Annotated in this window: 24 protein-coding genes and 2 pseudogenes (1 of these 26 only partly in view); 16 read left to right on the top strand and 10 right to left on the bottom strand. The window is 71.7% G+C overall.

The annotated features are described in order from the left end of the window. Positions 1-111: 111 nt before the first annotated feature. The 3 genes from tyrS to ACFVGY_RS17985 all read right to left on the bottom strand — a co-directional run bounded on the left by tyrS (position 112) and on the right by ACFVGY_RS17985 (position 4,407). Complete coding sequence (gene tyrS, locus ACFVGY_RS17995) at positions 112-1,380, bottom strand: tyrosine--tRNA ligase (RefSeq protein WP_385677943.1); 1,269 nt, start codon at positions 1,378-1,380, stop codon at positions 112-114. 118 nt (positions 1,381-1,498) lie between these two features. Further along, entirely contained in the window at positions 1,499-2,887 is a 1,389-nt protein-coding gene (locus ACFVGY_RS17990; RefSeq protein WP_385677940.1) for a metallopeptidase TldD-related protein, read from the bottom strand. Next, a complete protein-coding gene (locus ACFVGY_RS17985) occupies positions 2,884-4,407 on the bottom strand; it encodes a TldD/PmbA family protein (protein WP_385677938.1) in 1,524 nt (507 codons plus the stop codon). The genes ACFVGY_RS17990 and ACFVGY_RS17985 overlap by 4 nt, the downstream gene beginning before the upstream one ends. Before the next feature lie 186 nt (positions 4,408-4,593). Between ACFVGY_RS17985 and fabG the strand changes: the two genes are divergently transcribed. From fabG to ACFVGY_RS17970, 3 genes are all read left to right on the top strand, one after another. Then, entirely contained in the window at positions 4,594-5,313 is a 720-nt protein-coding gene (fabG, locus tag ACFVGY_RS17980; RefSeq protein WP_385677935.1) for a 3-oxoacyl-[acyl-carrier-protein] reductase, read from the top strand. Positions 5,314-5,318: 5 nt separating this feature from the next. Next, entirely contained in the window at positions 5,319-6,089 is a 771-nt protein-coding gene (gene fabI / locus ACFVGY_RS17975; protein ID WP_376661284.1) for an enoyl-ACP reductase FabI, read from the top strand. 219 nt (positions 6,090-6,308) lie between these two features. After that, positions 6,309-6,740: a hypothetical protein gene (locus ACFVGY_RS17970; protein ID WP_385677932.1), complete on the top strand. Its 432-nt coding sequence runs from the start codon at positions 6,309-6,311 to the stop codon at positions 6,738-6,740. Positions 6,741-6,894: 154 nt separating this feature from the next. Here ACFVGY_RS17970 and ACFVGY_RS17965 read toward each other — a convergent pair. Beyond that, a pseudogene (locus tag ACFVGY_RS17965) lies at positions 6,895-7,554 on the bottom strand (FadR/GntR family transcriptional regulator); the annotation flags it as partial. On the opposite strand from ACFVGY_RS17965, the pseudogene ACFVGY_RS17960 reads away from it, so the two are divergent. From ACFVGY_RS17960 to ACFVGY_RS17945, 4 genes and pseudogenes are all read left to right on the top strand, one after another. After that, positions 7,529-8,344: pseudogene (locus ACFVGY_RS17960) on the top strand (MFS transporter); the annotation flags it as partial. The pseudogenes ACFVGY_RS17965 and ACFVGY_RS17960 overlap by 26 nt on opposite strands. Positions 8,345-8,349: 5 nt before the next feature. Beyond that, positions 8,350-8,469 carry an SGM_5486 family transporter-associated protein gene (locus ACFVGY_RS17955; protein ID WP_385677929.1) on the top strand — a complete coding sequence of 40 codons (120 nt, stop codon included), beginning with the start codon at positions 8,350-8,352 and terminating at the stop codon, positions 8,467-8,469. 150 nt (positions 8,470-8,619) lie between these two features. Continuing rightward, the gene (locus ACFVGY_RS17950) at positions 8,620-8,820 is read left to right on the top strand and encodes a hypothetical protein (protein ID WP_385677926.1); all 201 of its coding nucleotides are present in this window, start codon (positions 8,620-8,622) and stop codon (positions 8,818-8,820) included. 111 nt (positions 8,821-8,931) lie between these two features. Beyond that, positions 8,932-9,453 carry a SixA phosphatase family protein gene (locus ACFVGY_RS17945; RefSeq protein ID WP_385677923.1) on the top strand — a complete coding sequence of 174 codons (522 nt, stop codon included), beginning with the start codon at positions 8,932-8,934 and terminating at the stop codon, positions 9,451-9,453. Positions 9,454-9,553: 100 nt separating this feature from the next. On the opposite strand, the gene serB is transcribed toward ACFVGY_RS17945, so the two are convergent. Continuing rightward, on the bottom strand, positions 9,554-10,753 hold the full coding sequence (serB, locus tag ACFVGY_RS17940) for a phosphoserine phosphatase SerB (RefSeq protein ID WP_385677920.1): 1,200 nt from the start codon (positions 10,751-10,753) through the stop codon (positions 9,554-9,556). Between the two features lie 315 nt (positions 10,754-11,068). Between serB and ACFVGY_RS17935 the strand changes: the two genes are divergently transcribed. Then, entirely contained in the window at positions 11,069-13,585 is a 2,517-nt protein-coding gene (locus tag ACFVGY_RS17935) for an FHA domain-containing protein (RefSeq protein WP_385678171.1), read from the top strand. Positions 13,586-13,709: 124 nt separating this feature from the next. Here the strand turns inward: ACFVGY_RS17935 and ACFVGY_RS17930 are convergent, their stop codons facing one another. After that, on the bottom strand, positions 13,710-14,390 hold the full coding sequence (locus ACFVGY_RS17930; protein WP_385677917.1) for a transglycosylase SLT domain-containing protein: 681 nt from the start codon (positions 14,388-14,390) through the stop codon (positions 13,710-13,712). A gap of 476 nt (positions 14,391-14,866) precedes the next feature. Between ACFVGY_RS17930 and ACFVGY_RS17925 the strand changes: the two genes are divergently transcribed. The 3 genes from ACFVGY_RS17925 to ACFVGY_RS17915 all read left to right on the top strand — a co-directional run bounded on the left by ACFVGY_RS17925 (position 14,867) and on the right by ACFVGY_RS17915 (position 17,028). Beyond that, positions 14,867-15,997: a GAF domain-containing sensor histidine kinase gene (locus tag ACFVGY_RS17925; RefSeq protein WP_385677914.1), complete on the top strand. Its 1,131-nt coding sequence runs from the start codon at positions 14,867-14,869 to the stop codon at positions 15,995-15,997. After that, on the top strand, positions 15,990-16,643 hold the full coding sequence (locus tag ACFVGY_RS17920) for a response regulator (protein ID WP_385677911.1): 654 nt from the start codon (positions 15,990-15,992) through the stop codon (positions 16,641-16,643). The genes ACFVGY_RS17925 and ACFVGY_RS17920 overlap by 8 nt, the downstream gene beginning before the upstream one ends. Positions 16,644-16,779: 136 nt before the next feature. Continuing rightward, positions 16,780-17,028, top strand: a complete 249-nt coding sequence (locus ACFVGY_RS17915; protein WP_385677908.1) for a chaplin — start codon at positions 16,780-16,782, stop codon at positions 17,026-17,028. 89 nt (positions 17,029-17,117) lie between these two features. On the opposite strand, the gene ACFVGY_RS17910 is transcribed toward ACFVGY_RS17915, so the two are convergent. Then, the gene (locus ACFVGY_RS17910; RefSeq protein ID WP_385677905.1) at positions 17,118-17,900 is read right to left on the bottom strand and encodes a hypothetical protein; all 783 of its coding nucleotides are present in this window, start codon (positions 17,898-17,900) and stop codon (positions 17,118-17,120) included. 144 nt (positions 17,901-18,044) lie between these two features. Between ACFVGY_RS17910 and ACFVGY_RS17905 the strand changes: the two genes are divergently transcribed. From ACFVGY_RS17905 to ACFVGY_RS17890, 4 genes are all read left to right on the top strand, one after another. Beyond that, entirely contained in the window at positions 18,045-18,839 is a 795-nt protein-coding gene (locus ACFVGY_RS17905; protein ID WP_385677903.1) for an ABC transporter ATP-binding protein, read from the top strand. A 44-nt stretch (positions 18,840-18,883) separates the two neighbouring features. Continuing rightward, entirely contained in the window at positions 18,884-19,309 is a 426-nt protein-coding gene (locus ACFVGY_RS17900; protein WP_385677900.1) for an NfeD family protein, read from the top strand. 95 nt (positions 19,310-19,404) lie between these two features. Further along, entirely contained in the window at positions 19,405-20,418 is a 1,014-nt protein-coding gene (locus tag ACFVGY_RS17895; protein WP_385677897.1) for an SPFH domain-containing protein, read from the top strand. Between the two features lie 103 nt (positions 20,419-20,521). Then, positions 20,522-21,298, top strand: coding sequence for a sulfite exporter TauE/SafE family protein (locus ACFVGY_RS17890; RefSeq protein WP_385677894.1), 777 nt, complete (start codon positions 20,522-20,524; stop codon positions 21,296-21,298). A 156-nt stretch (positions 21,299-21,454) separates the two neighbouring features. On the opposite strand, the gene ACFVGY_RS17885 is transcribed toward ACFVGY_RS17890, so the two are convergent. The 3 genes from ACFVGY_RS17885 to ACFVGY_RS17875 all read right to left on the bottom strand — a co-directional run bounded on the left by ACFVGY_RS17885 (position 21,455) and on the right by ACFVGY_RS17875 (position 23,487). Beyond that, the gene (locus ACFVGY_RS17885) at positions 21,455-21,958 is read right to left on the bottom strand and encodes an HNH endonuclease (protein WP_385677891.1); all 504 of its coding nucleotides are present in this window, start codon (positions 21,956-21,958) and stop codon (positions 21,455-21,457) included. Positions 21,959-22,109: 151 nt separating this feature from the next. Continuing rightward, on the bottom strand, positions 22,110-22,643 hold the full coding sequence (locus tag ACFVGY_RS17880; RefSeq protein WP_385677888.1) for a YbhB/YbcL family Raf kinase inhibitor-like protein: 534 nt from the start codon (positions 22,641-22,643) through the stop codon (positions 22,110-22,112). Between the two features lie 61 nt (positions 22,644-22,704). Continuing rightward, positions 22,705-23,487, bottom strand: a complete 783-nt coding sequence (locus ACFVGY_RS17875) for a sporulation protein (protein ID WP_361087519.1) — start codon at positions 23,485-23,487, stop codon at positions 22,705-22,707. A 98-nt stretch (positions 23,488-23,585) separates the two neighbouring features. On the opposite strand from ACFVGY_RS17875, the gene ACFVGY_RS17870 reads away from it, so the two are divergent. Then, positions 23,586-23,987: the 5' portion of a DNA-3-methyladenine glycosylase gene (locus tag ACFVGY_RS17870; RefSeq protein ID WP_385677885.1), read on the top strand. 240 nt of this gene lie beyond the right edge of the window; 402 of the gene's 642 nt are visible here — the first part of the coding sequence; its start codon is at positions 23,586-23,588; its stop codon lies off the right edge, out of view.

Genomic DNA, 23,987 nt, shown 5'->3' with positions numbered 1-23,987 from the left:
CCCCCCCCCCCCCGCCCCGCCCCCCACGGCCCGCGCACGCGGCGGGGGCCGGCCCGGACGGAGCGTCCGGACCGGCCCCCGCGCCGTACGGTCGTGCGGGCGTGTCCCGGGTCAGGCGCCGGTGACCTCGACCGCGGCCAGGTTCTTCTTGCCGCGGCGCAGCACCAGCCAGCGCCCGTGCAGCAGGTCCGCCTCGGCCGGAACCGCGTCCTCGGCGGTGACCTTCACGTTGTTCACGTAGGCGCCGCCCTCCTTCACGGTCCGGCGGCCGGCCGACTTGCTGGCGACCAGCCCGGTCTCCGCGAACAGGTCCACCACCGGGGCGAGCTCCGCCACCCGGGCCTGCGGCAGCTCGGACAGGGCCGCGGCCAGCGTGGCCCCGTCCAGGTCCGCCAGATCGCCCTGGCCGAACAGGGCCTTCGACGCGGCGATCACGGCGGCGCACTGGTCGGCGCCGTGCACCAGCGTCGTCAGCTCCTCCGCCAGCGCCCGCTGCGCCGCGCGCGCCTGCGGCCGCTCGGCGGTCTGCGCCTCCAGCTCCTCCAGCTCCTCGCGGGACTTGAAGGACAGGATCCGCATGTAGGTGGAGACGTCCCGGTCGTCCACGTTCAGCCAGAACTGGTAGAACGCGTACGGAGTGGTCATCTCCGGGTCCAGCCAGACGGCCCCGCCCTCGGTCTTGCCGAACTTGGTGCCGTCCGCCTTGACCATCAGCGGCGTCGCCAGCGCGTGCACCTGCGCCTGCGGCTCCAGCCTGTGGATCAGGTCGAGGCCGGCCACCAGGTTGCCCCACTGGTCGGACCCCCCCTGCTGGAGGGTGCAGCCGTACCGGCGGTACAGCTCCAGGAAGTCCATGCCCTGCAGCAGCTGGTAGCTGAACTCCGTGTAGCTGATGCCCTCCTGCGACTCCAGGCGGCGGGCCACGGAGTCCTTCGTCAGCATCTTGTTGACGCGGAAGTGCTTGCCGATGTCTCGCAGGAACTCGATGGCGGACATCCCCGCCGTCCAGTCCAGGTTGTTCACCATGACCGCCGCGTTCTCGCCCTCGAAGGACAGGAACGGCTCGATCTGCGTGCGCAGCCGCGTCACCCAGTTCGCCACGGTCTCCGGATCGTTCAGGGTGCGCTCGGCCGTCGGGCGCGGGTCGCCGATCTGGCCGGTGGCCCCGCCGACGAGCGCCAGCGGCCGGTGTCCGGCCTGCTGGAGGCGGCGCACGGTGAGCACCTGCACCAGGTGTCCCACGTGCAGCGAGGCCGCCGTCGGGTCGAACCCGCAATAGAACGTGACAGGACCGTCCGCGAACGCCTTGCGCAGCGCTTCTTCGTCGGTGGACTGGGCGAAGAGCCCGCGCCACTTCAGTTCGTCGACGATGTCCGTCACGGTCGTGACTCTCCTTGAACGAGATGAAACAGGGTGGTGAAGGGTTTCCCCGCCAGTCTAGGCGGGCAGGGCGCCCCCTCGGACGCCCGGCGGCCGGGGCCGCCGGGCGCGGGCGGTCTCAGACGCCCTTGCTGACGGAGCTCATGTTGAAGTCCGGGATCCGCAGCGCGGGCATCGAGGCCCGGGTGAACCAGTCGCTCCACTCGCGCGGCAGGGTCTTCTCGGGCCGGCCCGCCTCGGAGGCCCGCGAGAGCAGGTCCACCGGGGACTCGTTGAACCGGAAGTTGTTCACCTCGCCGACGACCTCCCCGTTCTCCACCAGGTAGACGCCGTCCCGGGTCAGCCCCGTCAGCAGCAGCGTCGCCGGGTCGACCTCGCGGATGTACCACAGGCAGGTCAGCAGCAGGCCCCGCTGGGTACCGGCCACCATCTCCTCCAGCGACTTGTCGCCGCCGGCGTCCATGAGGAGGTTCCCGAAGCCGGGGGAGACCGGCAGGCCCGTCAGGCCCGCGCTGTGCCGCGTGGTGGTCAGCCGGGTCAGCTCACCGTCCTTGATCCAGTCGGTCGCCGGGACGGGCAGGCCGTTGTCGAACACCGAGGCGTCGTCGCCCGAGCTGTGCGCGATCACGAACGGCGCCGACTCCAGGCCGGGCGCGTTCGGGTCGCTGCGCAGGGTCAGCGGCAGCCCGGACAGCTTCTCCCCGAGTCGGGTGCCGCCACCGGGCTTGGAGAACACCGTCCGGCCCTCCACCGCGTCCCGGGCCGCCGCCGACCACATCTGGTAGATCAGCAGGTCCGCCACGGCCGTCGGCGGCAGCAGCGTCTCGTACCGCCCGGCCGGCAGGTCGAAGCGCCGCTCCGCCCAGCCCAGGCGTACGGCCAGCTCCGCGTCCAGCACGGTCGGGTCGACGTCCTTGAAGTCACGGGTGGAGCGGCCGGCCCAGGCCGAGCGCTGCCGGTCCGGGGACTTGGCGTTGACCTCCAGCGTGCCGTTCGGCTGGTCGTGGCGCAGCCGCAGCCCGGTCGAGGTGCCCACGTACGTGGAGACCAGCTCGTGGTTGGCGAAGCCGTACAGCTCGCGGCCGCCCGCCCGGGCCCGGGCGAAGGCCTCGCCGAGCGCCGGGGCGAAGTCCGCGAATACCGCCGACGAGGTCTCGGCCGGGGCGTCGGTGAAGTCCGGTGCCACGGGGGTCCCGGTGACCAGCGGCTGCGCGTCCTCGGCCGGGCCCGCGTTCCGGGCGGCGGCCTCGGCGGCCCGGACCAGCGGCTCCAGGTCCTCGGCGGTCACGGCGGAGCGTGAGACGACCCCCGAGGCCGTGCCCTGCCCGCCGTCGACCGTGGCGATGACCGTCAGGGTCCGCCCACGGGTGACGCCGTTGGTGGTGAGCGTGTTGCCGGCCCAGCGCAGGTTGGCGGTCGACTCCTCGTCGGCGATGACGACACAGCCGTCGGCGGTGGACAGCTCCAGGGCCCGCTCGACGATCTCGTGGGGCTTCGTTCGGCTCATCGGCCGGCCTCCTGGGTCGTGTTCAGGATGTTGACGTCGCGGAACAGCGCGGACGGGCAGCCGTGCGAGACCGCCGCCACCTGGCCCGGCTGTGCCTTGCCGCAGTTGAAGGCGCCGCCCAGGACGTACGTCTGCGGGCCGCCGACCTTCTCCATGGAGCCCCAGAAGTCGGTCGTGGTGGCCTGGTAGGCGACGTCGCGCAGCTGGCCGGCCAGGCGGCCGTTCTCGATCCGGAAGAACCGCTGCCCGGTGAACTGGAAGTTGTAGCGCTGCATGTCGATCGACCAGGAGCGGTCGCCGACCACGTAGATCCCCCGCTCCACCCCGCCGATCAGGTCCTCGGTCGACAGCCCGCCCGGATCCGGCTGGAGGGAGACGTTCGCCATGCGCTGCACCGGAACGTGCCCGGGGGAGTCGGCGAAGGCGCAGCCGTTGGACCGGCCGAGTCCGGTCAGCCGCGCGATGCGCCGGTCCAGCTGGTAGCCGACCAGGGTGCCGTCCTTGACCAGGTCCCAGCTCTGCGCCTGGACGCCCTCGTCGTCGTAGCCGATGGTCGCCAGGCCGTGCTCGGCGGTGCGGTCACCGGTCACGTTCATGATCGCGGAGCCGTACTTCAGCGTGCCCAGCTGGTCGAAGGTGGCGAAGGAGGTCCCCGCGTACGCCGCCTCGTAGCCCAGTGCCCGGTCCAGCTCGGTGGCGTGGCCGATGGACTCGTGGATGGTGAGCCACAGGTTGGACGGGTCCACGACCAGGTCGTACCGGCCGGCCTCGACGCTCGGCGCCCGCATCTTCTCGGCGAGCAGGGAGGGGATCTCCTCCAGCTCGGCGTCCCAGTCCCAGCCGGTGCCGGTCAGGTACTCCCAGCCGCGGCCGGCCGGCGGGGCGATGGTGCGCATGGAGTCGAACTCGCCGGTGGCGCCGTTCACGGCGACGGCGGTCAGCTGCGGGTGGATGCGCACCCGCTGCTGCGTGGTCACGGTGCCGGCGGTGTCGGCGTAGAACTTGTTCTCGTGCACGGCGAGCAGCGAGGCGTCGACGTGCGCCACGCCGTCGGCGGCGAGCAGCCGTGCGCTCCAGTCGGCGAGCAGGGCCGCCTTGTCCGCGTCCGGCACGTCGAACGGGTTCACGTCGTAGGCGGAGATCCAGGTCTTGTCGGCGTGCACGGGCTCGTCGGCGAGCTCCACCCGCTCGTCGGCCCCCGCGGCCTTGATGACCTGGGCCGACAGCTTGGCCATGGCCACCGCCTGGGAGGCCACGCGGGCGGCGCCGTCCATGGTCAGGTCCACACCGGAGGCGAAGCCCCAGGCGCCCCCGTGCACCACGCGGACCGCGTACCCGAGGTCGGTGGTGTCGGACCCGCCCGATGGCTTGGCGTCCCGCAGCCGCCAGGAGGCGCTGCGGATCCGCTCCAGCCGGAAGTCGGCATGCTCGGAGCCCAGCGCGCGGGCCCGGGCGAGCGCCGCGTCGGCGAGCGCCCGCAGGGGCAGCGCGGTGAAGGCCGCGTCGATGGAATGGGGCACGGAAGTCCTCCCGTGGGTCGGAGCCGGTCCCCCCGATCATGGCGCGCCCGGGCCGGTCGTGCCTACCACTTTCTGTAGGGACTCGACAGAGCCGGTCCCGAGGCCCTGTGGGAGACCGATTCTGCGCGGGGCATGCGCGGCCTATAGGTTTCTGGTACTCAGACCGCTAGTCGAAAGGGTGATCCGTTGAGCCGCTCGGTTCTCGTCACCGGAGGTAACCGGGGCATCGGCCTCGCCATCGCCCGTGCCTTCGCGCAAGCCGGCGACAAGGTCGCGATCACGTACCGCTCGGGTGAGCCGCCCCAGGAGCTCACCGCGCTCGGCGTCCTGGCGGTCCGCTGCGACATCACCGACTCGGAGCAGGTGGAGCAGGCCTACAAGGAGATCGAGGAAAAGCACGGGGCGGTCGAGGTGCTGGTGGCCAACGCCGGCATCACCAAGGACACGCTCCTGATGCGCATGTCCGAGGACGACTTCACCTCCGTCCTCGACACCAACCTCACCGGCACCTTCCGCGTGGTCAAGCGCGCCAACCGCGGCATGCTGCGCGCCAAGAAGGGCCGCGTCGTCCTGATCTCCTCGGTCGTCGGCCTCCTGGGCTCGGCCGGCCAGGCCAACTACGCCGCCTCCAAGGCCGCGCTGGTCGGCCTCGCCCGCTCCCTCGCCCGTGAGCTGGGCTCGCGGAACATCACCTTCAACGTCGTGGCCCCCGGCTTCGTCGACACCGACATGACGAAGGTGCTCACCGACGAGCAGCGTGCGGCCATCGTGGCGAACGTGCCGCTCGCGCGCTACGCGCAGCCCGAGGAGATCGCGGCTGCCGTCAGCTTCCTGGCGTCCGACGACGCCGCGTACATCACCGGAGCCGTCATTCCCGTTGACGGCGGATTGGGCATGGGTCACTGATCACCATGAGCGGAATTCTCGACGGCAAGCGCATCCTGATCACGGGTGTGCTGATGGAGTCCTCCATCGCCTTCCACGCCGCCAAGCTGGCCCAGGAGCAGGGCGCCGAGGTCATCCTCACCGCATGGCCGCGCCCGTCGCTGACCGAGCGCATCGCCAAGAAGCTGCCCAAGCCGGTCAAGGTGATCGAGCTCGACGTCACCAACGACGAGCACCTGGCCCGCCTGGAGGGCCTCGTCCGCGACGAGCTCGGCGGCCTCGACGGCGTCGTCCACTCGATCGGCTTCGCCCCGCAGGACGCCCTCGGCGGCAACTTCCTGAACACCCCGTTCGAGTCGGTCGCCACCGCCATGCACGTGTCGGCGTTCTCGCTGAAGTCGCTGGCCATGGCCTGCAAGCCGCTGTTCCCGGCGGAGGGCGCGGCCATCGTCGGCCTCACCTTCGACGCGCAGTTCGCCTGGCCGCAGTACGACTGGATGGGCCCGGCCAAGGCCGCGCTGGAGGCCACCAGCCGCTACCTCGCCCGCGACCTGGGCAAGGAGAACATCCGCTGCAACCTGGTCTCGGCCGGTCCGCTTGGCTCGATGGCCGCCAAGTCCATCCCGGGCTTCTCCGACCTGGCGGACACCTGGAACCACCGCTCCATGCTGGAGTGGGACATGAGCGACCCGGAGCCGACGGGCCGCGGCGTCGTCGCCCTGCTGTCGGACTGGTTCCCGAAGACCACCGGCGAGATCGTCCACGTGGACGGCGGTCTGCACGCGATGGGTGCCTGAGCGTCACCCGCACGGCGTACGGCGGCGGCCGCGTCTCCTTCCGGGGGCGCGGCCGCCGCCGTTTCCCGTGCCGGGGACGGGCGCCGGCGGGTACCGGACCTCACGCTCGATCAGATTTACGAGGGCCGACCGGATCTTCCCGAGTCGAAAACCGGGGCAGAAGCCTGCAAACTGACCGGGTCGGGATCTTCCCGGCTCCTGCGGGGAGGAGGTACGGCCGTGCGGTCGAGGCCGAGCCGGCCGTTGTCACTGCTGGTGACCTCGGTGGTCCTGACGGGATTCCTGGTCCCGGGGGCGCTCGCCCAGCCCGAGGGCGGCGACCCGGCATCCGGGTCCGGGGCGGCGGCCCCCGCCGTGGCGGAGCCCGCGGAGGTCCCCGCCGAACCCACCGTACGGGCCACGCCGACCCGGGCCGCGGAGCTGTTCGGAGCCGACTGCGACACCGTCATCGAGGGCTCGCTGGTCACGGCGTACTGCCACAACAGCTACCCGCGGACCGACCTGGTCCGGCTGCACGTCGAATGCGACCGCTGGTGGGACCTGGACGGGGACGGCAACGCCGTGGCCGTGGGACCGGCCGGCCGGGCGGAGCTCGTCGGCCGGTGTTGGAAGGAGGTCCGCTCGACCTGGGTCAGCCACCAGCGGGCGTGACCGCGTTCCCGGCCTCCGCGTTCCCGGCCTCCGCGTTCCCGGCCTCCGCGTTCCCGGCCCCCGCGTTCCCCGCCTCCGCGTTCCCCGCCTCCGCGTTCCCCGCCCCCGTCCCTCGCGCCCCCGCGGCTCCGGCCCCCGCGCCTGGCGTGCGGCCGAGGCAGGCGAACGGGTAGCCGGCCGCCTCCGACGCCGCCGTGTCCCCGTCCCCGCGCCGGACCGCCTCGATCAGCCGGCCGTGGTCCGGGAGCGCCGCCGGATCCAGGTCCGCACCGACGTCCGTGCGCAGCCAGTCGGCCACCAGGTCGCCGAGGTCCGCGTACAGCTCGATCAGCACCTCGTTGTGCGAGGCCGCCACCACCGCCATGTGCAGGGCGACGTCCGCGGCCACGAACAGCTCCGCCTCCCCGCTCGCCCAGGCCTCCTCGCGCCGCGCCAGCAGTGCGTCCAGCTGTGCCATGTCCCGCTCGGTGCGGCGCGCCGCCGCGAGCCGCGCCGCGGCGGACTCCAGCGTCGAGCGGACCTCGGCGACGTGCCGCGGATCCGCCCCGGCGAAGCGGCGGTGCATCACCCCGGCCAGCCCGCTCGTGGCGAGCACGTAGGTCCCCGACCCCTGGCGGACGTCCAGGAGCCCGTTGTGGGCCAGGGCCCGGACGGCCTCGCGCACGGTGTTGCGGGCGACGCCCAGCATCTCCACCAGCTCCGGCTCGGTCGGGATGCGGGCACCGACCGGCCACTCGCCGGACGTGATCTGGTTCCTGAGCTGGGCGATCACCTGATCGACCAGGGCGGATCGGCGGGGCGAGGTCAGCGGCATGCGGGCGGGAGCCCTCTCCGGAGCAGCCCTGGCCGCCGCCGCGACCGTCCCGCTGACCTCCGCCCTCGGCGGCAGCTGGCGTACCGGCCTGCTGGTCTGGGCCGTCCCCGCGGTGGCCGCCGTACTGCCCTGGCTGCCCGTGGCCGCCTCCGCACGGCGCGAGCGGAAGAACGCCGGGCCCGCAGCCGCACCGGCCGGTCCGGGCGTCGCCCGCAGCCGCACCGCCTGGGCCCTGGCCGGTTACTTCGGCCTCCAGGCCACCGGCGCGTACGCCACCATGGGCTGGCTCCCGCAGATCTTCCGTGACGCCGGGGTCTCCGCCGGCTCCGCGGGCGTCCTGCTCGCGGTCACGATGTTCATGGGCGTCCCGCTGGCCTTCGTCATCCCCGGCCTGGCCGGCCGGATGCGGCACCAGGGCCCCCTCGCCGCCGGCCTCGGCGTCTTCGGGCTCGTCGGCTACGGCGGCCTGCACCTCGCCCCCGCCGCCGGAGCCTGGGCGTGGGCCCTCCTGCTCGGCGTCTCCCACTGCGCCTTCCCGCTCGCCCTCACCATGATCGGGCTGCGCGCGAAGACCCCGGGCGGTGTCGTCCGGCTCTCCGCCTTCGCCCAGAGCATCGGGTACCTCCTCTCCGTCCCCGGCCCCCTCCTCATCGGCGCCCTCTACCAGCACAGCGGGGGCTGGGACCTGCCGCTGACCCTGATGACCTGCCTGTTGGTCCCGCAGATCGCCCTGGGCGTGCTCGCCGGACGGGACCGCACGATCGAGGACGAACGCAGCGTGCGAGACTGAACGGCATGTCGCCCGTACTCGAACCGAACCCCCAGCACGGCCGCAAGAAGCTCGGCGCCGTGCTCGGCGCGATGCTCGTCGTCACCGTGATCATCGCCGTCGTCGCCACCGTCGTCTCGCCCTGACCCGGCACCGGGGTGGGGTCGTCCCCACCGTCCCCTAGGGGGCCGGGTTCAGGGTCGGGTGGGGTGCGCCCCTGATGGGAACGGCACCTTCGGATCCCTAGATTCGAAGGAGCGAGCCAGTTCCCGTCCGCACACCCACGGAAGGCCCCCATGCCGGCCACCACACCCACCCCCGTCCACCGCACCGCCGGCGCCGACGCCCGGCTGCACTGGTGGGCGCTGGCGCTGCCCGCACTCGCCTTCGGCCTCCTGCTGCTGCTCCTCGCCGGAGCCGGCGAGGTCCGGGCCACTGCCGGCGAGACCGCACCCCTGCTCCAGGTCAGCGAACAGCTCCTGCGCGCCGCGGGCTGATCCGGCCCACGCGGCCGCGCGAGCCGCGCACGCCGCGGGTGCGCCCCGGCCCGCGGACGAGCTCCCCGACGCCCCCCCGCCCCACGGCCCGATCCGTGCGAAGCTGGGGCCATGAGCGCCGACACACCCCGCAGGATCGCCCTCCTCCGGCACGCCAAGGCCGACTGGCCGCAGGTCGCCGACCACGACCGCCCGCTGGCGGAACGCGGCCGCAAGGAGGCACCGGCCGCCGGACTGAAGCTGGCCGAGACCGGCATCACCTTCGACCTGGCCCTCTGCTCCACCGCCGCCCGCACCCGTGAGACGTGGAAGCTCGCCGTCCAGGAACTGCCGCAGCGCCCGAAGACGGTGTACGAGGAGAGGCTGTACGAGGCCTCGCTCGGCGAGCTCATCGCCCTCCTCAACGAAACCCCCGACGAGGTCGCGGACCTCCTCGTGATCGGCCACAACCCCGGCGTGCACGCCCTCGCCGACGCCCTCGCCGGCCGCGTGGAGGGCGACGCCCTGGCCCGGATGACCCGCAGCGGCTTCCCGACCGCGGCGTTGGCCGTCGTCTCCTTCACCGGATCCTGGAAGTCCGTGGAGCACGGCGTGGGCACGCTGCTCGACTTCTGGACCCCCGCGGACCACTGACGGGCCGCGGCGGCCTCCTGCGTACGGGGACGGGCCCCGGCGGCCGACCGCCGGAGCCCGTCCCCAGTACGCGTCCCCGTGCGCCCACGCGCGTACCGGGTCAGGTCAGGCCGGCGGCCTCGACCTCCTCGCGGGTGATCCCGAGCAGGTACAGCACGGTGTCCAGGAACGGCACGTTGACCGCGGTGTGCGCGGCCTCGCGGACCACCGGCTTGGCGTTGAAGGCCACCCCCAGCCCCGCCGCGTTCAGCATGTCCAGGTCATTGGCGCCGTCGCCGATCGCCACCGTCTGCTCCAGCGGTACGCCCGCCTCCTCGGCGAAGCGCCGCAGCAGCCGGGCCTTGCCGGCACGGTCCACGATCTCGCCCGTGACCCGGCCGGTCAGCTTGCCGTCGACGATCTCCAGGGTGTTGGCGGAGGCGAAGTCCAGCCCCAGCTGTTCCCGCAGGTCGTCCGTGACCTGTGTGAACCCGCCGGAGACCACCCCCACCTGGTAGCCGAGCTGCTTGAGGGTGCGGATCAGCGTCCGCGCCCCGGGGGTCAGCCGCACCTCGGCTCGGACCTTCTCCACCACCGAGGCGTCGAGCCCCGCCAGCAGCGCCACCCGGGCGTGCAGCGACTGCTCGAAGTCCAGCTCCCCGCGCATCGCCCGCTCGGTCACCTCGGCGACCTCGGCCTCGCACCCCGCGTGCGCGGCGAACAGCTCGATGACCTCGTCCTGGATCAGGGTCGAGTCCACGTCCATCACGACCAGGCGCTGGGCCCGCCGGTGCAGGCCGGCCGAGACCACCGCCACGTCGACGCCGATGTGCGCGGAGGCGGTGGCCAGGGCGGTCCGCAGCGGCTCCGTCTCGCAGCCCGACACGGCGAACTCGACGGCCGTCACCGGATACTTGGCGAGTCGGAAGATGCGGTCGATGTTGCCTCCCGTGGCGGTGATCCGGGAGGCGACCGCCGCCGTGGACTCGGCGGTCAGCGGGTGGCCGAGCACGGTGACGTGGGAGCGGCCGCTGCCGCGCGGCCGGTTGTCACCGGTGCCGGAGAGGATCTCCGCCTGCATCTTGAGCGACTCGGCCCAGCTGTGGACCGTGGCCCGCACCTCGCCCTCGGTGCCGTGGGAGGGCATGGTGACGAGGGCGCACAGGACGATGCGGCCGCGGGTGACGACCTGCTCGATGTCGACCACGTCGACGGAGTAGGCGGCGAGGGTGTCGAACAGTCCCGCGGTGATCCCGGGACGGTCCTTGCCGAAGATCTTGACGAGGAGAGTGGGGACGTCTGAGGTCTGCGAAGCGCTCATGGTGCTCTCACCGTATCTTCCCGTGCCACGGGGGCGTCAGGCCCGTCCCACCCACCGGAACCGGTTTCCCCCGCTCAGAGGCGGTGATAGGGGCGGGATCGTGATCGAGAAGTCCCGTATCGCACGCTCCGGGCGACTTGCGCCCGCGGTCCGCGGGTGCCCCGGCAAGGCCCCGATTCCACATGTGGGCGCAGGCCTGAAATAGTTCCCCCGGATGTTAGCCATCCCTAGACTCCCTGGCGTCGGACTCCCTGACGGCCAGGGGGATTCTCGGGGGACCTAAGTGGGGCTGGAGTGCCGGAACTCGTACTGGAATTGAATGGAAGGACCTGGACGCTGGATCCGTCCAGGTCGTACTCGTTGGGGCGCGACCCCCAGGGAGACGTGGTGATCGATGACGCCCGGGTTTCCTGGCGGCACGCCACCATCGCTTGGAACGGCCGGGGTTGGGGCATCGAGGACCACGGCAGCACCAACGGAACCTACGTGCAGGGTGCGCGGGTCCAGCAGGCGGAGCTCGTGCCGGGCACGCCGGTGCACCTCGGCAACGCCACCGACGGCCCGCGGCTGGATCTGAGCGTTGCCGGTGCGTCGCAGCAGGCCGCCGTGCCGCAGCAGCAGGCTCCGGCCTACCAGGCCCCGGCCCCCGCCTACCAGGCTCCGGCCCAGGCCCAGGCCGCTCCGGCGTACCAGGCTCCGGCCCAGCAGCAGGCGTGGCCGCAGCCGCAGCAGCAGGCACCCGCCCAGCAGCAGTACTTCCCGCAGCAGCAGGGCGGCCCGGGCGCGGCCCAGCCCGCCCAGGGGGCGCAGGCCGGCTACGGCGGCGACCGCAGCCCGACGACCTTCCACCAGATCGCCGTCGGCCGCGTCATGCGCATCGGTCGTGCCCTGGACAACGAGCTCGTCGTCTCCGACCTCCAGGTCTCGCGGCACCACGCGGAGTTCCGCTCCACCGGCGGTCGCTTCGAGATCCACGACCTCGGCAGCCACAACGGCACCTACGTCAACGGCCAGCCGCTGGCCAAGTCCGGCTCCGCGCAGCTCGGCCCGAACGACATCGTCGGCGTCGGCCACTCCACGTTCCGGATCATCGGCGACCGGCTGGAGGAGTTCGTCGACTCCGGCGACGTCTCCTTCTCGGCGCGTCACCTCACCGTCACCGTCGACGGCGGCAAGCAGATCCTCAAGGACGTCACCTTCGGCGTCCCGGAGAAGTCGCTGATCGGCGTCATCGGCCCCTCCGGTTCCGGCAAGTCGACCCTGCTCAAGGCGCTGACCGGCTACCGGCCCGCCGACCAGGGCGAGGTCCTGTACGACAACCGCAACCTGTACAAGCAGTTCGCGGAGCTCCGCCAGCGCATCGGCCTGGTCCCGCAGGACGACATCCTGCACAAGGAGCTGAAGGTCTCGACCGCCCTGAAGTACGCGGCCAAGCTGCGCTTCCCCGGCGACACCGCCGAGTCCGAGCGCGCCGCCCGCATCGACGAGGTGCTGCGCGAGCTCAAGCTCGACATCCACAAGGACAAGAAGATCACCGCGCTCTCGGGTGGTCAGCGCAAGCGCGTGTCCGTGGCCCTGGAGCTGCTCACCAAGCCCTCGCTGATCTTCCTGGACGAGCCGACCTCCGGCCTCGACCCGGGCATGGACCGCGACGTCATGCAGCTGCTGCGCGGCCTCGCCGACGACGGCCGCACGGTCCTGGTCGTCACCCACTCCGTGGCCGAGCTGGGCCTGTGCGACAAGCTGCTGGTCATGGCCCCGGGCGGTTCGGTGGCCTACTTCGGCCCGCCGGACGAGGCGCTGAACTTCTTCGGCTACAGCACGTGGGCGGACGTCTTCTCGGCCTTCGAGAACTACCGCGACTACGACTGGGCCGGCCGCTGGAAGGGCTCGCAGCACTACCAGCTGTACGCCGCCGACCTCGACTCGGTGGCCCCGCAGTCCGTCACGATGCCGCCGCAGCAGATGATGATCCCGCCGAAGCCGCAGGCCTGGGGCTCGCAGCTGTGGACCCTGATCCGTCGCTACGTGTCGGTCATCGCCTCGGACAAGGGCTTCATGGCCCTGATGCTGATCCTGCCCGCGGTCCTCGGCATCGTCTCCACGGTCATCCCCGCGAAGTTCGGCCTCGCGCCGCCGACCCCGCCGAGCCGCTTCAACGGCGACGCCGGCACGATCATGCTGATCCTCGCGGTCGGCATGTGCTTCTCCGGCGCCGCCAACTCGGTCCGTGAGCTGATCAAGGAACGGGTCATCTACGAGCGGGAACGCGCCACCGGCCTGTCCCGGTCCGCGTACCTGATGTCGAAGGTGATCGTCCTCGGCCTCATCACGGCCTTCCAGGGCGTGATCATCTGCCTCATCGGCTTCACCCCGCGCAAGCTCCCCGCCGAGGGACTGTTCATGGACCCGGCCACCGAGCTCTGCATCTCGGTGATCGCTCTCGGCTTCACCTCGATGATGTTCGGCCTGGTCATCTCCTCGCTGGTGAAGACCGCCGAGAAGACCATGCCGCTGCTGGTCATGTTCGCGATCGTCCAGGTCGTGTTCACGGGCATCCTGTTCCAGATCTACGACAAGCCCGGTCTGGAGCAGTTCGCCTGGCTGATGCCCTCCCGCTGGGCCATCGCCGCCGCCGGCACCACCCTGAACCTCGGCAAGCTGATGGCGCCGTGGGACCACGAGAACCCGACCAACACCGACCCGCTGTGGGACCCCACGGGCGGCCAGTGGACGCTGAACGTCTTCGTCCTGCTCGCCCTCGGCGTCGCCTGCGGCTTCGCCGTGCAGCGCCTGCTGCGCCGCCACGAACCCGAGGTCATGCGCAACTAGCAGCACTAGTAGCACCGGCGGCACGCACGGCGCGTGACGCACAAACGCCTCAGGGCGGTACCCGGATCCCGGGTACCGCCCTGAGGCGTTCGAAGAGGTTGCTGCGGAAGCTTCCGCCAGAGGCCTAGTAGGCGCTGTTCACGTTGTCGATGGTGCCGTAGCGGTCGGCCGCGTAGTTGCAGGCGGCGACGATGTTGGCGACCGGGTCGTACTGGTCGAACTTGGTGCCCGGCACGTGGTAGGCCTTGAAGGTCGGGTAGATGACCTGGAGCAGGCCCTTGGACGGGACGCCGTTCTTGGCGTTGATGTCCCAGTTGTTGATGGCCAGCGGGTTGCCCGAGGACTCGCGCATCACGTTCTTGTGGATGCCCGCGTAGGTGCCCGGGATGCCCTCCTTCTTCATGATGAAGAGGGCTTCCTTGATCCAGCCGTCCAGGTTGTTCGCGAAGACCGGCTTGCGGGCGGCCGCACGGCTGGCGGCCTCCTTCTGCTCGCGCGCCTTCTTCGCCGCGGCCTCGGCCTTGGCCTTCGCGGCGGCGTCGGCCTTGGCGGCGGCCGCGGCCTGGGCGCGCTGGGCGGCGACGGCCTGCTGCGCGGCCAGGCTGCTCTCGACGGACTTGGTCTGCGCCTCCACGACCTGCGTCAGCGCCACGGGGGCGACGGCGGCCTCGGCCGTACCGGTGTTGCCGGCACCGCCGGGAACGAGGGTGGCGGCGACGGCGGCGGCACCGATGGTGGCGACGGCGGCGAAGGACATCTTGTGCGCCTTCGTCAGACGACGGCCACGAATGCTGTTCTTGGACATGCGCTAGCAACCTCTTCGAATCGCGGGGCCGCAGGAGGGCTCCGTGTGGATCCGGGGGGATCCCCGGTGCCGTGCGGCGAGAGCAATTCTTAGCGGCGGCAAAATTCTGGTGCAAAGGTGTGACGTACGAAGCCGCTTAGTGGATCACGGGGCGTCCTCCGGCCTGGAATTGCGGCCCCGTCACTGCGCAGAGCAGCACTAATGCGACCTTTACGTGTCCACTAGGTGCCTTCGTAAGTGATGTGGGTCCTATGCGCGGGCTCACATCGACCACGTAACGGACTCACCATCCGTTGCCGGTGCAATTCAATCCGTCACGCCTTCTCGGACGTACGGACGACGAAGCCTGCCCCGGCCTCCTCCTGGCGGCCCGGCATCCGCCCGCCGCCCTCCTCCCCGAGGAGGACCCCTCCCCGCCCCCGGGCCTAGGCCCGCGGCCCGATCCCGCAGGTCAGCGCCGCGAGTACGGTGAGCCCATGCACAACGGACCGCGCAGCGGGCTCGCCGCCGTGAGCACCGCACTGCTCGCCATGAGCCGCCGACTGGAGGTGCGCGACGTCCTGCGCACGATCGTCGTCTCCGCCCGCGAACTGCTCGACGCCCGCTACGCGGCCCTCGGCGTCCCGGACGACCACGGCGGCTTCGCCCAGTTCGTCGTCGACGGCATCAGCGAGGACCAGTGGCGCCGCATCGGCCCGCTGCCCCGCCAGCACGGCATCCTCGCCGCGATGCTCCACCAGGAGGGCGCCGAGCGGCTGGCCGACGTACGCACGGACCCCCGCTTCGAGGGCTGGCCCGCCGCCCACCCGGAAATGTCCGACTTCCTCGGTCGCCCCATCCGGGACGGCGACGAGACCCTCGGCGCCCTCTTCCTCGCCAACAAGCGCGTCCCCGGCGGATTCACCGAGGAGGACGAGGAACTCCTCGGCCTCCTCGCCCAGCACGCGGCGATCGCCCTCACCAACGCGCGGCTGTACGAGCGCAGCCGTGAGCTCACCATCACCGAGGAGCGCTCCCGCCTCGCCCACGAGCTGCACGACGCCGTCAGCCAGAAGCTGTTCTCCCTGCGCCTGACCGCGCAGGCCGCCGCCGCCCTCGTCGACCGCGACCCGGCGCGCGCCAAGGAGGAGCTCCACGAGGTCGCCGCGCTCGCTGCCGAGGCCGCCGACGAGCTGCGCGCCGCCGTCACCGAGCTGCGTCCCGCCGGCCTCGACGAGGACGGGCTGGTCCCCACCCTCCGGGGCCAGGTCCGCGTCCTCGACCGGGCCCACACCGCGCACGTCACCTTCACCAGCGACGGCATACGAGCCCTGCCCGCCTCCCAGGAGGAAGCCCTGCTCCGGGTCGCCCAGGAAGCCCTCCACAACGCCCTGCGCCACGCGGACGCCGACCGCGTCGAGGTCGTCCTCGCCCGCCGCGGCCCGGGCGCGGTCCTCACCGTCGCCGACAACGGCCGCGGCTTCGACCCCCGCGCGGTCCGGGCAGCCGGCCGCCACCTGGGCCTGGTCTCCATGCGGGACCGGGCCGGCGGCGTGGGCGGCCGCCTCACCGTGCACTCGGGGCCCGGCCAGGGCACCACGATCGAGATGGAGGTGCCCGGTGGCTGACACGCCCGGGCGGAGCCGCATCGGAGTACTGCTCGTCGACGACCACCAGGTGGTGCGGCGGGGCCTGCGCACCTTCCTGGAGGTCCAGGACGACATCGAGGTGGTCGGCGAGGCGGCCGACGGGGAGGAGGGGGTGGCCCGGGCCGAGGAGCTGCGGCCCGACGTCATCCTGATGGACGTCACGATGCCGGGCACCGACGGCATCGAGGCCCTGCGCAGACTGCGCGCCCTCGCGAACCCGGCCCGGGTCCTCGTCGTCACCAGCTTCACCGAGCAGCGGACGGTCGTCCCCGCCCTGCGCGCGGGCGCCGCGGGATACGTCTACAAGGACGTCGATCCCGACGCCCTGGCCGGAGCCATCCGTTCCGTCCACGCCGGCCACGTCGTGCTCCAGCCCGAGGTGGCCGAGGCCCTCCTCTCCCAGGAGGAGCAGCCCGCGTCCGGCCGCGGCGGCTCGCTGACCGAGCGGGAGCAGGAGGTCCTCGCCCTCATCGCGGACGGCCGCTCGAACCGGGAGATCGCCCGCGCACTCGTCCTGTCCGAGAAGACCGTCAAGACGCACGTGTCGAACATCCTGATGAAGCTGGACCTCGCGGACCGCACCCAGGCGGCCCTGTGGGCGGTCCGGCACGGCACCGTGGGCTGACGGCGTCCAGCGACGTTCAGGATTTTCATACCGTCGGGTGGATGTCGCCCACATGGCGTATCCCCCGCGTCGGCCGGACGTTCTCCATGGCGTGCCGCGGCGGACGGCCGCGGCAGACGCTCTGGAGGACGAGAACGTGAAGAACACCAAGAAGGCCACTGCCATCACCCTGATCGCGGGCGGCCTCCTTGCCGCGGGAGCCGGCGTCTCCTCGGCGCACGGCAGCGGTGCCTCGGCCTGCGGCGAGGCCGTGGGCTCGCCCGGTGTGGCCTCCGGGAACCTGATCCAGGCCCCCGTGCACGTCCCCGTGAACGCGGTCGGCAACACCGTCACAGTCGTCGGCCTGCTGAACGGCGTCTGGGGCAACACGGGCGTCAACCACTGACCCGCAGCCCCCGCCACCGGCCCCGCCTCTCCCCACTCTCCCCGGGAGGCGGGGCCGCGCCACACCCGACCCGGCCCCGGCCGTCGGCGTCAGCCGCGCTCGCGCTCCTCCACCGCCGCGTTGTACGCCGCCACCAGCGCCCTGCGCGCCACCCGCTCCACCGGCCGCAGGGCCTCCGCCCGCGCCGCCATCTCCGACGCCGCCACCGCGCCCCCGTGCCCGCGGTCGTACGCCAGCGACACCAGCAGCGCCACCCGCTGTGCCAACGCCAGCACCCGCACCGCCCGCGCCGGATATCCCGGGGCCAGCGCCTCCCGCCCGGCCTCCGCCCGCGCCCGGTACGCCGACAGGGCGGCCTCGGCGGCCGGCCCCGACGCCGCCACGTCCAGCCGCGTCAGCACGACCGTCGCCTCGCGCATCCCCTCGGCCAGCTCCCGCTCCGCCTCACCGAGCGACGGCACGTCCGCCGGCGGCGCCTCCCGCACCGGCAGGCAGCGCCACACCACCTCCACGTGCACGTCCCCCGCCGGCCCCGCCTCGCTGACCTCCGGCACCAGGCCCAGCGCCGCCCCCACCGCGACAGCAGCCTCCCCGGCCTCCAGCGCCCGCGCGTTGAACTCCGGCGGACCGCTCAGGCCCAGCGGATGCCCCGGCACCGGCAGCGCCACCCGCAGCCCCGTCACCCCCAGCGTGCGCAGCCGGCCCAGGGCCAGCGTGAGCCCCACCGGGCCGTCCTCGCCCGGCAGCCCGGCCACCCGGTGCACGGCGTCCTCGCCCACGATCGACATCGCGGCCTCGTCGGGCGAGACCAGACCGGCCAGCAGCGCGTTCCCCCAGGCGGCCAGCCGCCCTGAACGTGGTTCGAAAAGCATTCCCCCACTCTACGGATCGGCCCGGATCCGGCCCTGCAGCCGGGCTGGCGCCCGGAGCCCTCCCCGAGTGGCGTAGGTTTTCCCCTGGGGCTGCGCCTACCGGTGCACTGACGAAACAAGACTGCAAGGGGAGACAACGCGCTCATGAGCGATGTACTGGAGCTGGTGGACGTATCCGTGGTCCGCGAGGGCCGGGCTCTGGTGGACCAGGTCTCCTGGTCGGTCAAGGAAGGGGAGCGCTGGGTCATCCTCGGCCCGAACGGCGCCGGGAAGACCACCCTGCTCAACATCGCGTCCAGCTACCTCTTCCCCACCAAGGGCACCGCCACCATCCTCGGCAGCACCCTGGGCAAGGTGGACGTCTTCGAGCTGCGCCCGCGCATCGGCATGGCCGGCATCGCGATGGCCGACAAGCTCCCGAAGAAGCAGACCGTCCTCCAGACCGTCCTCACCGCCGCGTACGGCATGACGGCCACCTGGCAGGAGGAGTACGAGGAGATCGACGAGCAGCGCGCCCGCGCCTTCCTCGACCGCCTCGGCATGACCGACTACCTCGACCGGAGGTTCGGCACCCTCTCCGAGGGCGAGCGCAAGCGCACCCTGATCGCCCGCGCCCTGATGACCGACCCCGAGCTCCTCCTCCTCGACGAGCCCGCCGCCGGCCTCGACCTCGGCGGCCGCGAGGACCTCGTACGCCGCCTCGGCCGCCTCGCCCGCGATCCGCTCGCCCCCTCCATGGCGATGGTCACGCACCACGTCGAGGAGATCGCCCCCGGCTTCACCCACGTCCTGATGATCCGCCAGGGCAAGGTCGTCACCGCCGGACCCATCGACCTCGAACTCACCTCCCGCAACCTCTCCCTCTGCTTCGGCCTCCCCCTGGTCGTCGAGCGCCACGACAACGACCGCTGGACCGCCCAGGGCCTGCCCCTGCGTTAGGTGCACCCTGTCCTGACCGCGCCCGCCGGACCTACCATGACCATGTGAACATCGACGCGTGGGTGTGGTGGCTCATAGGCGCGGTCGGACTCGGCATCCCCCTCGTCCTGACGGCCATGCCGGAGTTCGGCATGTTCGCCGTCGGTGCGCTCGCGGCCGCCGTCACGGCGGCCCTCGGCGGGGGAGCGGTCGCCCAGGTCCTCGTCTTCGTGATCGTGTCGGTCGCGCTCACCGCAGTCGTCCGCTCGATCGCCAACCACCACCGTGAGCGGCCCCAACACCGCACCGGAGTCGACGCGTTGAAGGGCAGAACCGCGCTCGTCGTCGAACGCGTCGACGGCACCGGGGGCCGGATCAAACTCGCCGGCGAAATCTGGTCCGCCCGCAGCCTCGACGCGGACAGCACCTTCGAACCCGGCCAGCAGGTGGACGTCGTGGAGATCGACGGAGCCACCGCCGTGGTGATGTGAGCTTCTGAGCCAAGCAGCCGACCCGCGGCCCCGGGGTCTGCGAGACTCCGCTTCAACGGGGCAGCACAGACAGCCGGAAGGGCACGGGGAACCGCATGCAACCGATCATCATCGTCCTGATCATTCTGGTGGTTCTGGTCTTCATCGCACTGGTCAAGACGATCCAGGTGATCCCGCAGGCCAGCGCAGCCATCGTCGAACGATTCGGCCGCTACACCCGCACGCTCAACGCGGGCCTCAACATCGTGGTCCCGTTCATCGACTCCATCCGCAACCGGATCGACCTCCGCGAGCAGGTCGTGCCGTTCCCGCCGCAGCCGGTCATCACCCAGGACAACCTGGTCGTCAACATCGACACCGTCATCTACTACCAGGTGACCGACGCCCGCGCCGCGACGTACGAAGTCGCCAGCTACATCCAGGCCATCGAGCAGCTCACTGTCACCACCCTGCGCAACATCATCGGCGGCATGGACCTGGAGCGGACCCTGACCTCCCGCGAGGAGATCAACGCGGCCCTGCGCGGCGTCCTCGACGAAGCCACCGGCAAGTGGGGCATCCGCGTCAACCGCGTCGAGCTCAAGGCCATCGACCCGCCGACCTCCATCCAGGACTCGATGGAGAAGCAGATGCGCGCCGACCGCGACAAGCGCGCCTCCATCCTCCAGGCCGAGGGCGTCCGCCAGTCCGAAATCCTCAAGGCCGAGGGCGAGAAGCAGTCCGCCATCCTCCGCGCCGAGGGTGAGGCCAAGGCCGCCGCCCTCAAGGCCGAGGGCGAGGCCCAGGCCATCCGCACGGTCTTCGAGTCCATCCACGCGGGCGACGCCGACCAGAAGCTCCTCGCCTACCAGTACCTCCAGATGCTCCCCAAGCTCGCCGAGGGTGACGCCAACAAGCTCTGGATCGTGCCCAGCGAGATCGGCGACGCCCTCAAGGGCCTCTCCGGAGCCATGGGCAACTTCGGCCCCGTGGGCGGAGGTTCGGGCTTCAACCCGCTCAACACCGCCAAGGCGGCCGGAAACGGATCGACCAACGGATCGACCAACGGCGGCCACGGACACAACGGAAACAACGGTACGGAACGCCGCGAACAGCCCCCGATCGACTGACCCCCGGGACCCGACGGCCCGTCCCCTCCTGCATGATCAGTGAGGCCCCTCGACCTTCATGGCGGGGAGGCGTCTCACTCATGCAAAGGGGATGGCCCAGTCCATGTCCATGTCCATCTGGGAAGCACTCGCCGTGTTCGCGGCCGGCATCGGCGCCGGCACCATCAACACCATCGTCGGCTCCGGCACCCTCATCACCTTCCCGGTGCTGCTCGCCACCGGACTCAGCCCGGTCACCGCCAACGTGTCCAACACCCTCGGCCTGGTGCCCGGTTCGCTCAGCGGAGCCTTCGGCTACCGCAAGGAACTCCGCGGCCAGCGCCGCCGCATCATCCGCCTCGGCGCCGTCTCGCTCATCGGCGGACTCGCCGGCGCCGTCCTGCTCCTCACCCTGCCCTCGGAGTCCTTCGACACGATCGTGCCCGTCCTCGTCGGACTCGCACTCGTCCTCGTCGTCCTCCAGCCCCGCCTCGCGGCCGCCCTGCGCCGCCGGCAGGAAGCCGCCGGACGGGACGGCGGCCATCCCGACGGCGGGCCCGTCCTCCTCGGCGGCATGCTGGCGGCCAGCGCGTACGGCGGCTACTTCGGAGCCGCCCAGGGCGTGCTGTACCTCGCCCTGATGGGACTGCTGCTCCACGACGACATGCAGCGCATCAACGCCGTCAAGAACGTGATCGCCGCCCTCGTCAACGGCATCGCCGCCGTCTTCTTCCTCTTCGTCGCCGACTTCGACTGGACGGCCGTCCTCCTCATCGCCGTCGGCTCGACCATAGGCGGCCAGATCGGCGCGAAGGTCGGCCGCCGGCTCCCGCCCAGCGCGCTCCGCGCGCTGATCGTCGTGGTCGGCAGCCTCGCCATCGTCCAGCTGCTGCTGCGCTGACCCCTGCCCCGTACGAAGAAGGCGGTGGCCCGCCCCTCACCCGAGGGACGGGCCACCGCCCGGTGGGCGCCCCGAGGGGCGCGGGGAACTGCGCGGTCAGCCACCACCGGGCCGCAGAGGATCGCCGGACCGTCGCAGCACCTCCCGCGGGAGCGCTCAGGCCGATCGCGCCAGCCACTCCGGCAGCGTCTCCTGCCCCTGCACGCCCAGGGCGAGCAGCATCGCGTCCGCCGGCGAGGGCACGAACGGCTCGCGCAGCAGCGGCATGCCCGCCTCATCCGGAGTCCGGTCCGCTTTGCGGTGGTTGTCCTCGGCGCAGGACGCAACCGTGTTCAGCCAGGTGTCCCCGCCGCCCTGCGCCCGCGGTACCACGTGGTCCACGGTCGTCGCGCGCTTCCCGCAGTACGCGCACCGGTGCTGGTCCCGGACCAGCACCCCCCTCCGCGACCACGCCGCGTGTCTTCGGAACGGAACCCGGACATACCGGCACAACCTAATCACCCGCGGCATCGGCAGATCCATGGTGGCCGCGCGGACACGCAGTTCGGGGTGCGACTGTTCGACCACTGCCTTGTCCTGGAGCACCAGAACGACGGCTCGGTTCAAGGTCACCGTCGACAGCGGCTCGAAGCTCGCGTTCAGCACCAGCGTGTCCCGCATTCTCGCCCACCTCCCGTGCGCAGGCCCGCGACCACCCTGGCGGCAGGGCCCGCAACCACTCTGGCCGCGCGCGCCACGCGGGACAACGCAATAAAAAATGCCCGGTCATGGCCGCCTTCAGACCAGGACCGGGCAAACGGAAGGCGAACGGTCAGTTCCGCGGGGCCTCGTACTCGCCGATCAACTGCGCCCGCCCGAGCGCGTGGAACCGCAGGTTGAAACCGACCACGGCCGGGGAGACGTCCCCGCCCGGGCCCAGCTTCTCCTGGTCCACCGCGTACACGGTGAACACGTACCGGTGCCGCTCCCCGGCCGGCGGGGCCGCTCCGCCGAAGTCCTTCGTGCCGTAGTCGTTGCGCACGTGCACGGCACCGGCCGGCAGCCCCTCGAACTTTCCGCTGCCCGCACCCGCCGGCAGCTCGGTGACCGAGGCGGGCAGGTCGAACAGCACCCAGTGCCAGAACCCGCTGCCCGTGGGCGCGTCCGGGTCGAAGCACGTCACCGCGAAGCTCTTCGTCCCCGCCGGGAAGCCTTCCCACCGCAGGTGCGGCGAGACGTTCCCGCCCTGCAGGACCTGGGCGTCGCCCAGGTCGGCACCGGGCGCGAGATCGTCGCTCACCACCGAGAACGCGGCGACCTCCGGGTGGAAGTCGTGCGGAAGGGGCGCCCTGTTCTGCTCGGCCACTGCTGAACCTCCTGATCGCGAACCGGTGCCGGGCCGGACCGGCCCGGCATCCGGCCCGAGCCTAGAACCAGTTGCGCTGCGAACCCACGGACGCGATCCACTCGTTGAGGTACGCCGCCCAGTCGGTCCCCTGGTACGAGTGCAGGCCCACCTGGAAGCAGCGGTAGGTGTCGCTGCCCTCCGTGAACAGGCCCGACTTCTTGTCCATCTCCAGGACGACGTCCATCTCGTTGCCGTCCGAGACGAAGGTCAGCTCGACCTGGTTCAGACCGCGGTACTGCGCCGGCGGCAGGAACTCGATCTCCTGGTAGAACGGCAGCGTCTGCCGGGTGCCGCGGATGTGCCCGCGCTCCATGTCCGCGCTGCGGAAGGTGAAGCCCAGCCGGCGGAACGCGTCCAGGATCGCCTGCTGCGCCGGCACCGGGTGGACGTTGATCGGGTCGAGGTCGCCGGCGTCCACCGCCCGCGCGATCTCCAGCTCGGTGCTCACCCCGATGTTCATCCCGTGCAGGTGCTGGCCCTCGAAGTGGGTGATCGGGGTCTCCGCCGGGATCTCCAGCCCGAACGGCACCACGTGCAGGGCGCCCGGCTGCACCTTGAAGGCACCGCCGAGGCGCTGCTTGGTGAAGACGATGTCCTGCTTGTACTCCTGGTCGCCGCCCTCGACCTCGACCCGCGCCTGCAGCCCCAGGGACAGGCCCTCGATCTGCTGCTCCACGGATCCGCCCTGGATGCGGACCTCGCCCTGGACGATCCCGCCAGGCACGACGTTCGGCTCGGTGATGATCGTGTCCACCGAGGCACCACCGGCACCCAGTGCGGCGAACAGCTTCTTGAACCCCATGCTCTGACTCCCCTTGAAGGACTCGTTCGACTATCCCCTACCAACGCGGAACCCTAGGCCCCGGTTGCAGGTGCGGCCGTTCCACTACGCTCGACCGGATGAGCGCGCGCACCGACCGTACGCCCCTGCCGCGGTCCTTCTTCGACCGGCCGGTCCTCACGGTGGCACCGGACCTCCTCGGCCGCATCCTGGTCCGCCGTACTGCCGAGGGCCCCCTGGAACTGCGCATCACGGAGGTCGAGGCGTACGAGGGCGAGGCCGATCCCGGCTCCCACGCCTACCGCGGCCGTACCGAGCGCAACGCATCGATGTTCGGCCCGCCCGGACACGCGTACGTCTACTTCATCTACGGCATGTGGTTCAGCCTCAACCTGGTGTGTGGTCCGCCGGGCCGTGCGAGCGGGGTCCTGCTGCGCGCGGGCGAGATCATCGTGGGCGCCGACCTGGCCCGCAAACGTCGACTTTCCGCCAGAAGCGACAAGGAACTGGCCAAAGGCCCG

It is taken from the genome of Streptomyces sp. NPDC127106 (assembly GCF_042677605.1).
Lineage (GTDB): Bacteria > Actinomycetota > Actinomycetes > Streptomycetales > Streptomycetaceae > Streptomyces.
The sequence above is the reverse complement of the archived record's forward strand: the minus strand, read 5'-3'. Positions and strand labels throughout refer to the sequence as shown.

Coding starts and splice junctions, on each gene's coding strand:
- ACFVGY_RS17990 (WP_385677940.1), bottom strand. CDS start 2,887: ATGAGCCGAACGAAGCCCCACGAGATCGTCGAGCGGGCCCTGGAGCTG.
- fabI (WP_376661284.1), top strand. CDS start 5,319: ATGAGCGGAATTCTCGACGGCAAGCGCATCCTGATCACGGGTGTGCTG.
- ACFVGY_RS17955 (WP_385677929.1), top strand. CDS start 8,350: ATGTCGCCCGTACTCGAACCGAACCCCCAGCACGGCCGCAAGAAGCTC.
- ACFVGY_RS17950 (WP_385677926.1), top strand. CDS start 8,620: ATGCCGGCCACCACACCCACCCCCGTCCACCGCACCGCCGGCGCCGAC.
- ACFVGY_RS17945 (WP_385677923.1), top strand. CDS start 8,932: ATGAGCGCCGACACACCCCGCAGGATCGCCCTCCTCCGGCACGCCAAG.
- serB (WP_385677920.1), bottom strand. CDS start 10,753: ATGAGCGCTTCGCAGACCTCAGACGTCCCCACTCTCCTCGTCAAGATC.
- ACFVGY_RS17930 (WP_385677917.1), bottom strand. CDS start 14,390: ATGTCCAAGAACAGCATTCGTGGCCGTCGTCTGACGAAGGCGCACAAG.
- ACFVGY_RS17925 (WP_385677914.1), top strand. CDS start 14,867: ATGCACAACGGACCGCGCAGCGGGCTCGCCGCCGTGAGCACCGCACTG.
- ACFVGY_RS17910 (WP_385677905.1), bottom strand. CDS start 17,900: ATGCTTTTCGAACCACGTTCAGGGCGGCTGGCCGCCTGGGGGAACGCG.
- ACFVGY_RS17905 (WP_385677903.1), top strand. CDS start 18,045: ATGAGCGATGTACTGGAGCTGGTGGACGTATCCGTGGTCCGCGAGGGC.
- ACFVGY_RS17895 (WP_385677897.1), top strand. CDS start 19,405: ATGCAACCGATCATCATCGTCCTGATCATTCTGGTGGTTCTGGTCTTC.
- ACFVGY_RS17890 (WP_385677894.1), top strand. CDS start 20,522: ATGTCCATGTCCATCTGGGAAGCACTCGCCGTGTTCGCGGCCGGCATC.
- ACFVGY_RS17885 (WP_385677891.1), bottom strand. CDS start 21,958: ATGCGGGACACGCTGGTGCTGAACGCGAGCTTCGAGCCGCTGTCGACG.
- ACFVGY_RS17875 (WP_361087519.1), bottom strand. CDS start 23,487: ATGGGGTTCAAGAAGCTGTTCGCCGCACTGGGTGCCGGTGGTGCCTCG.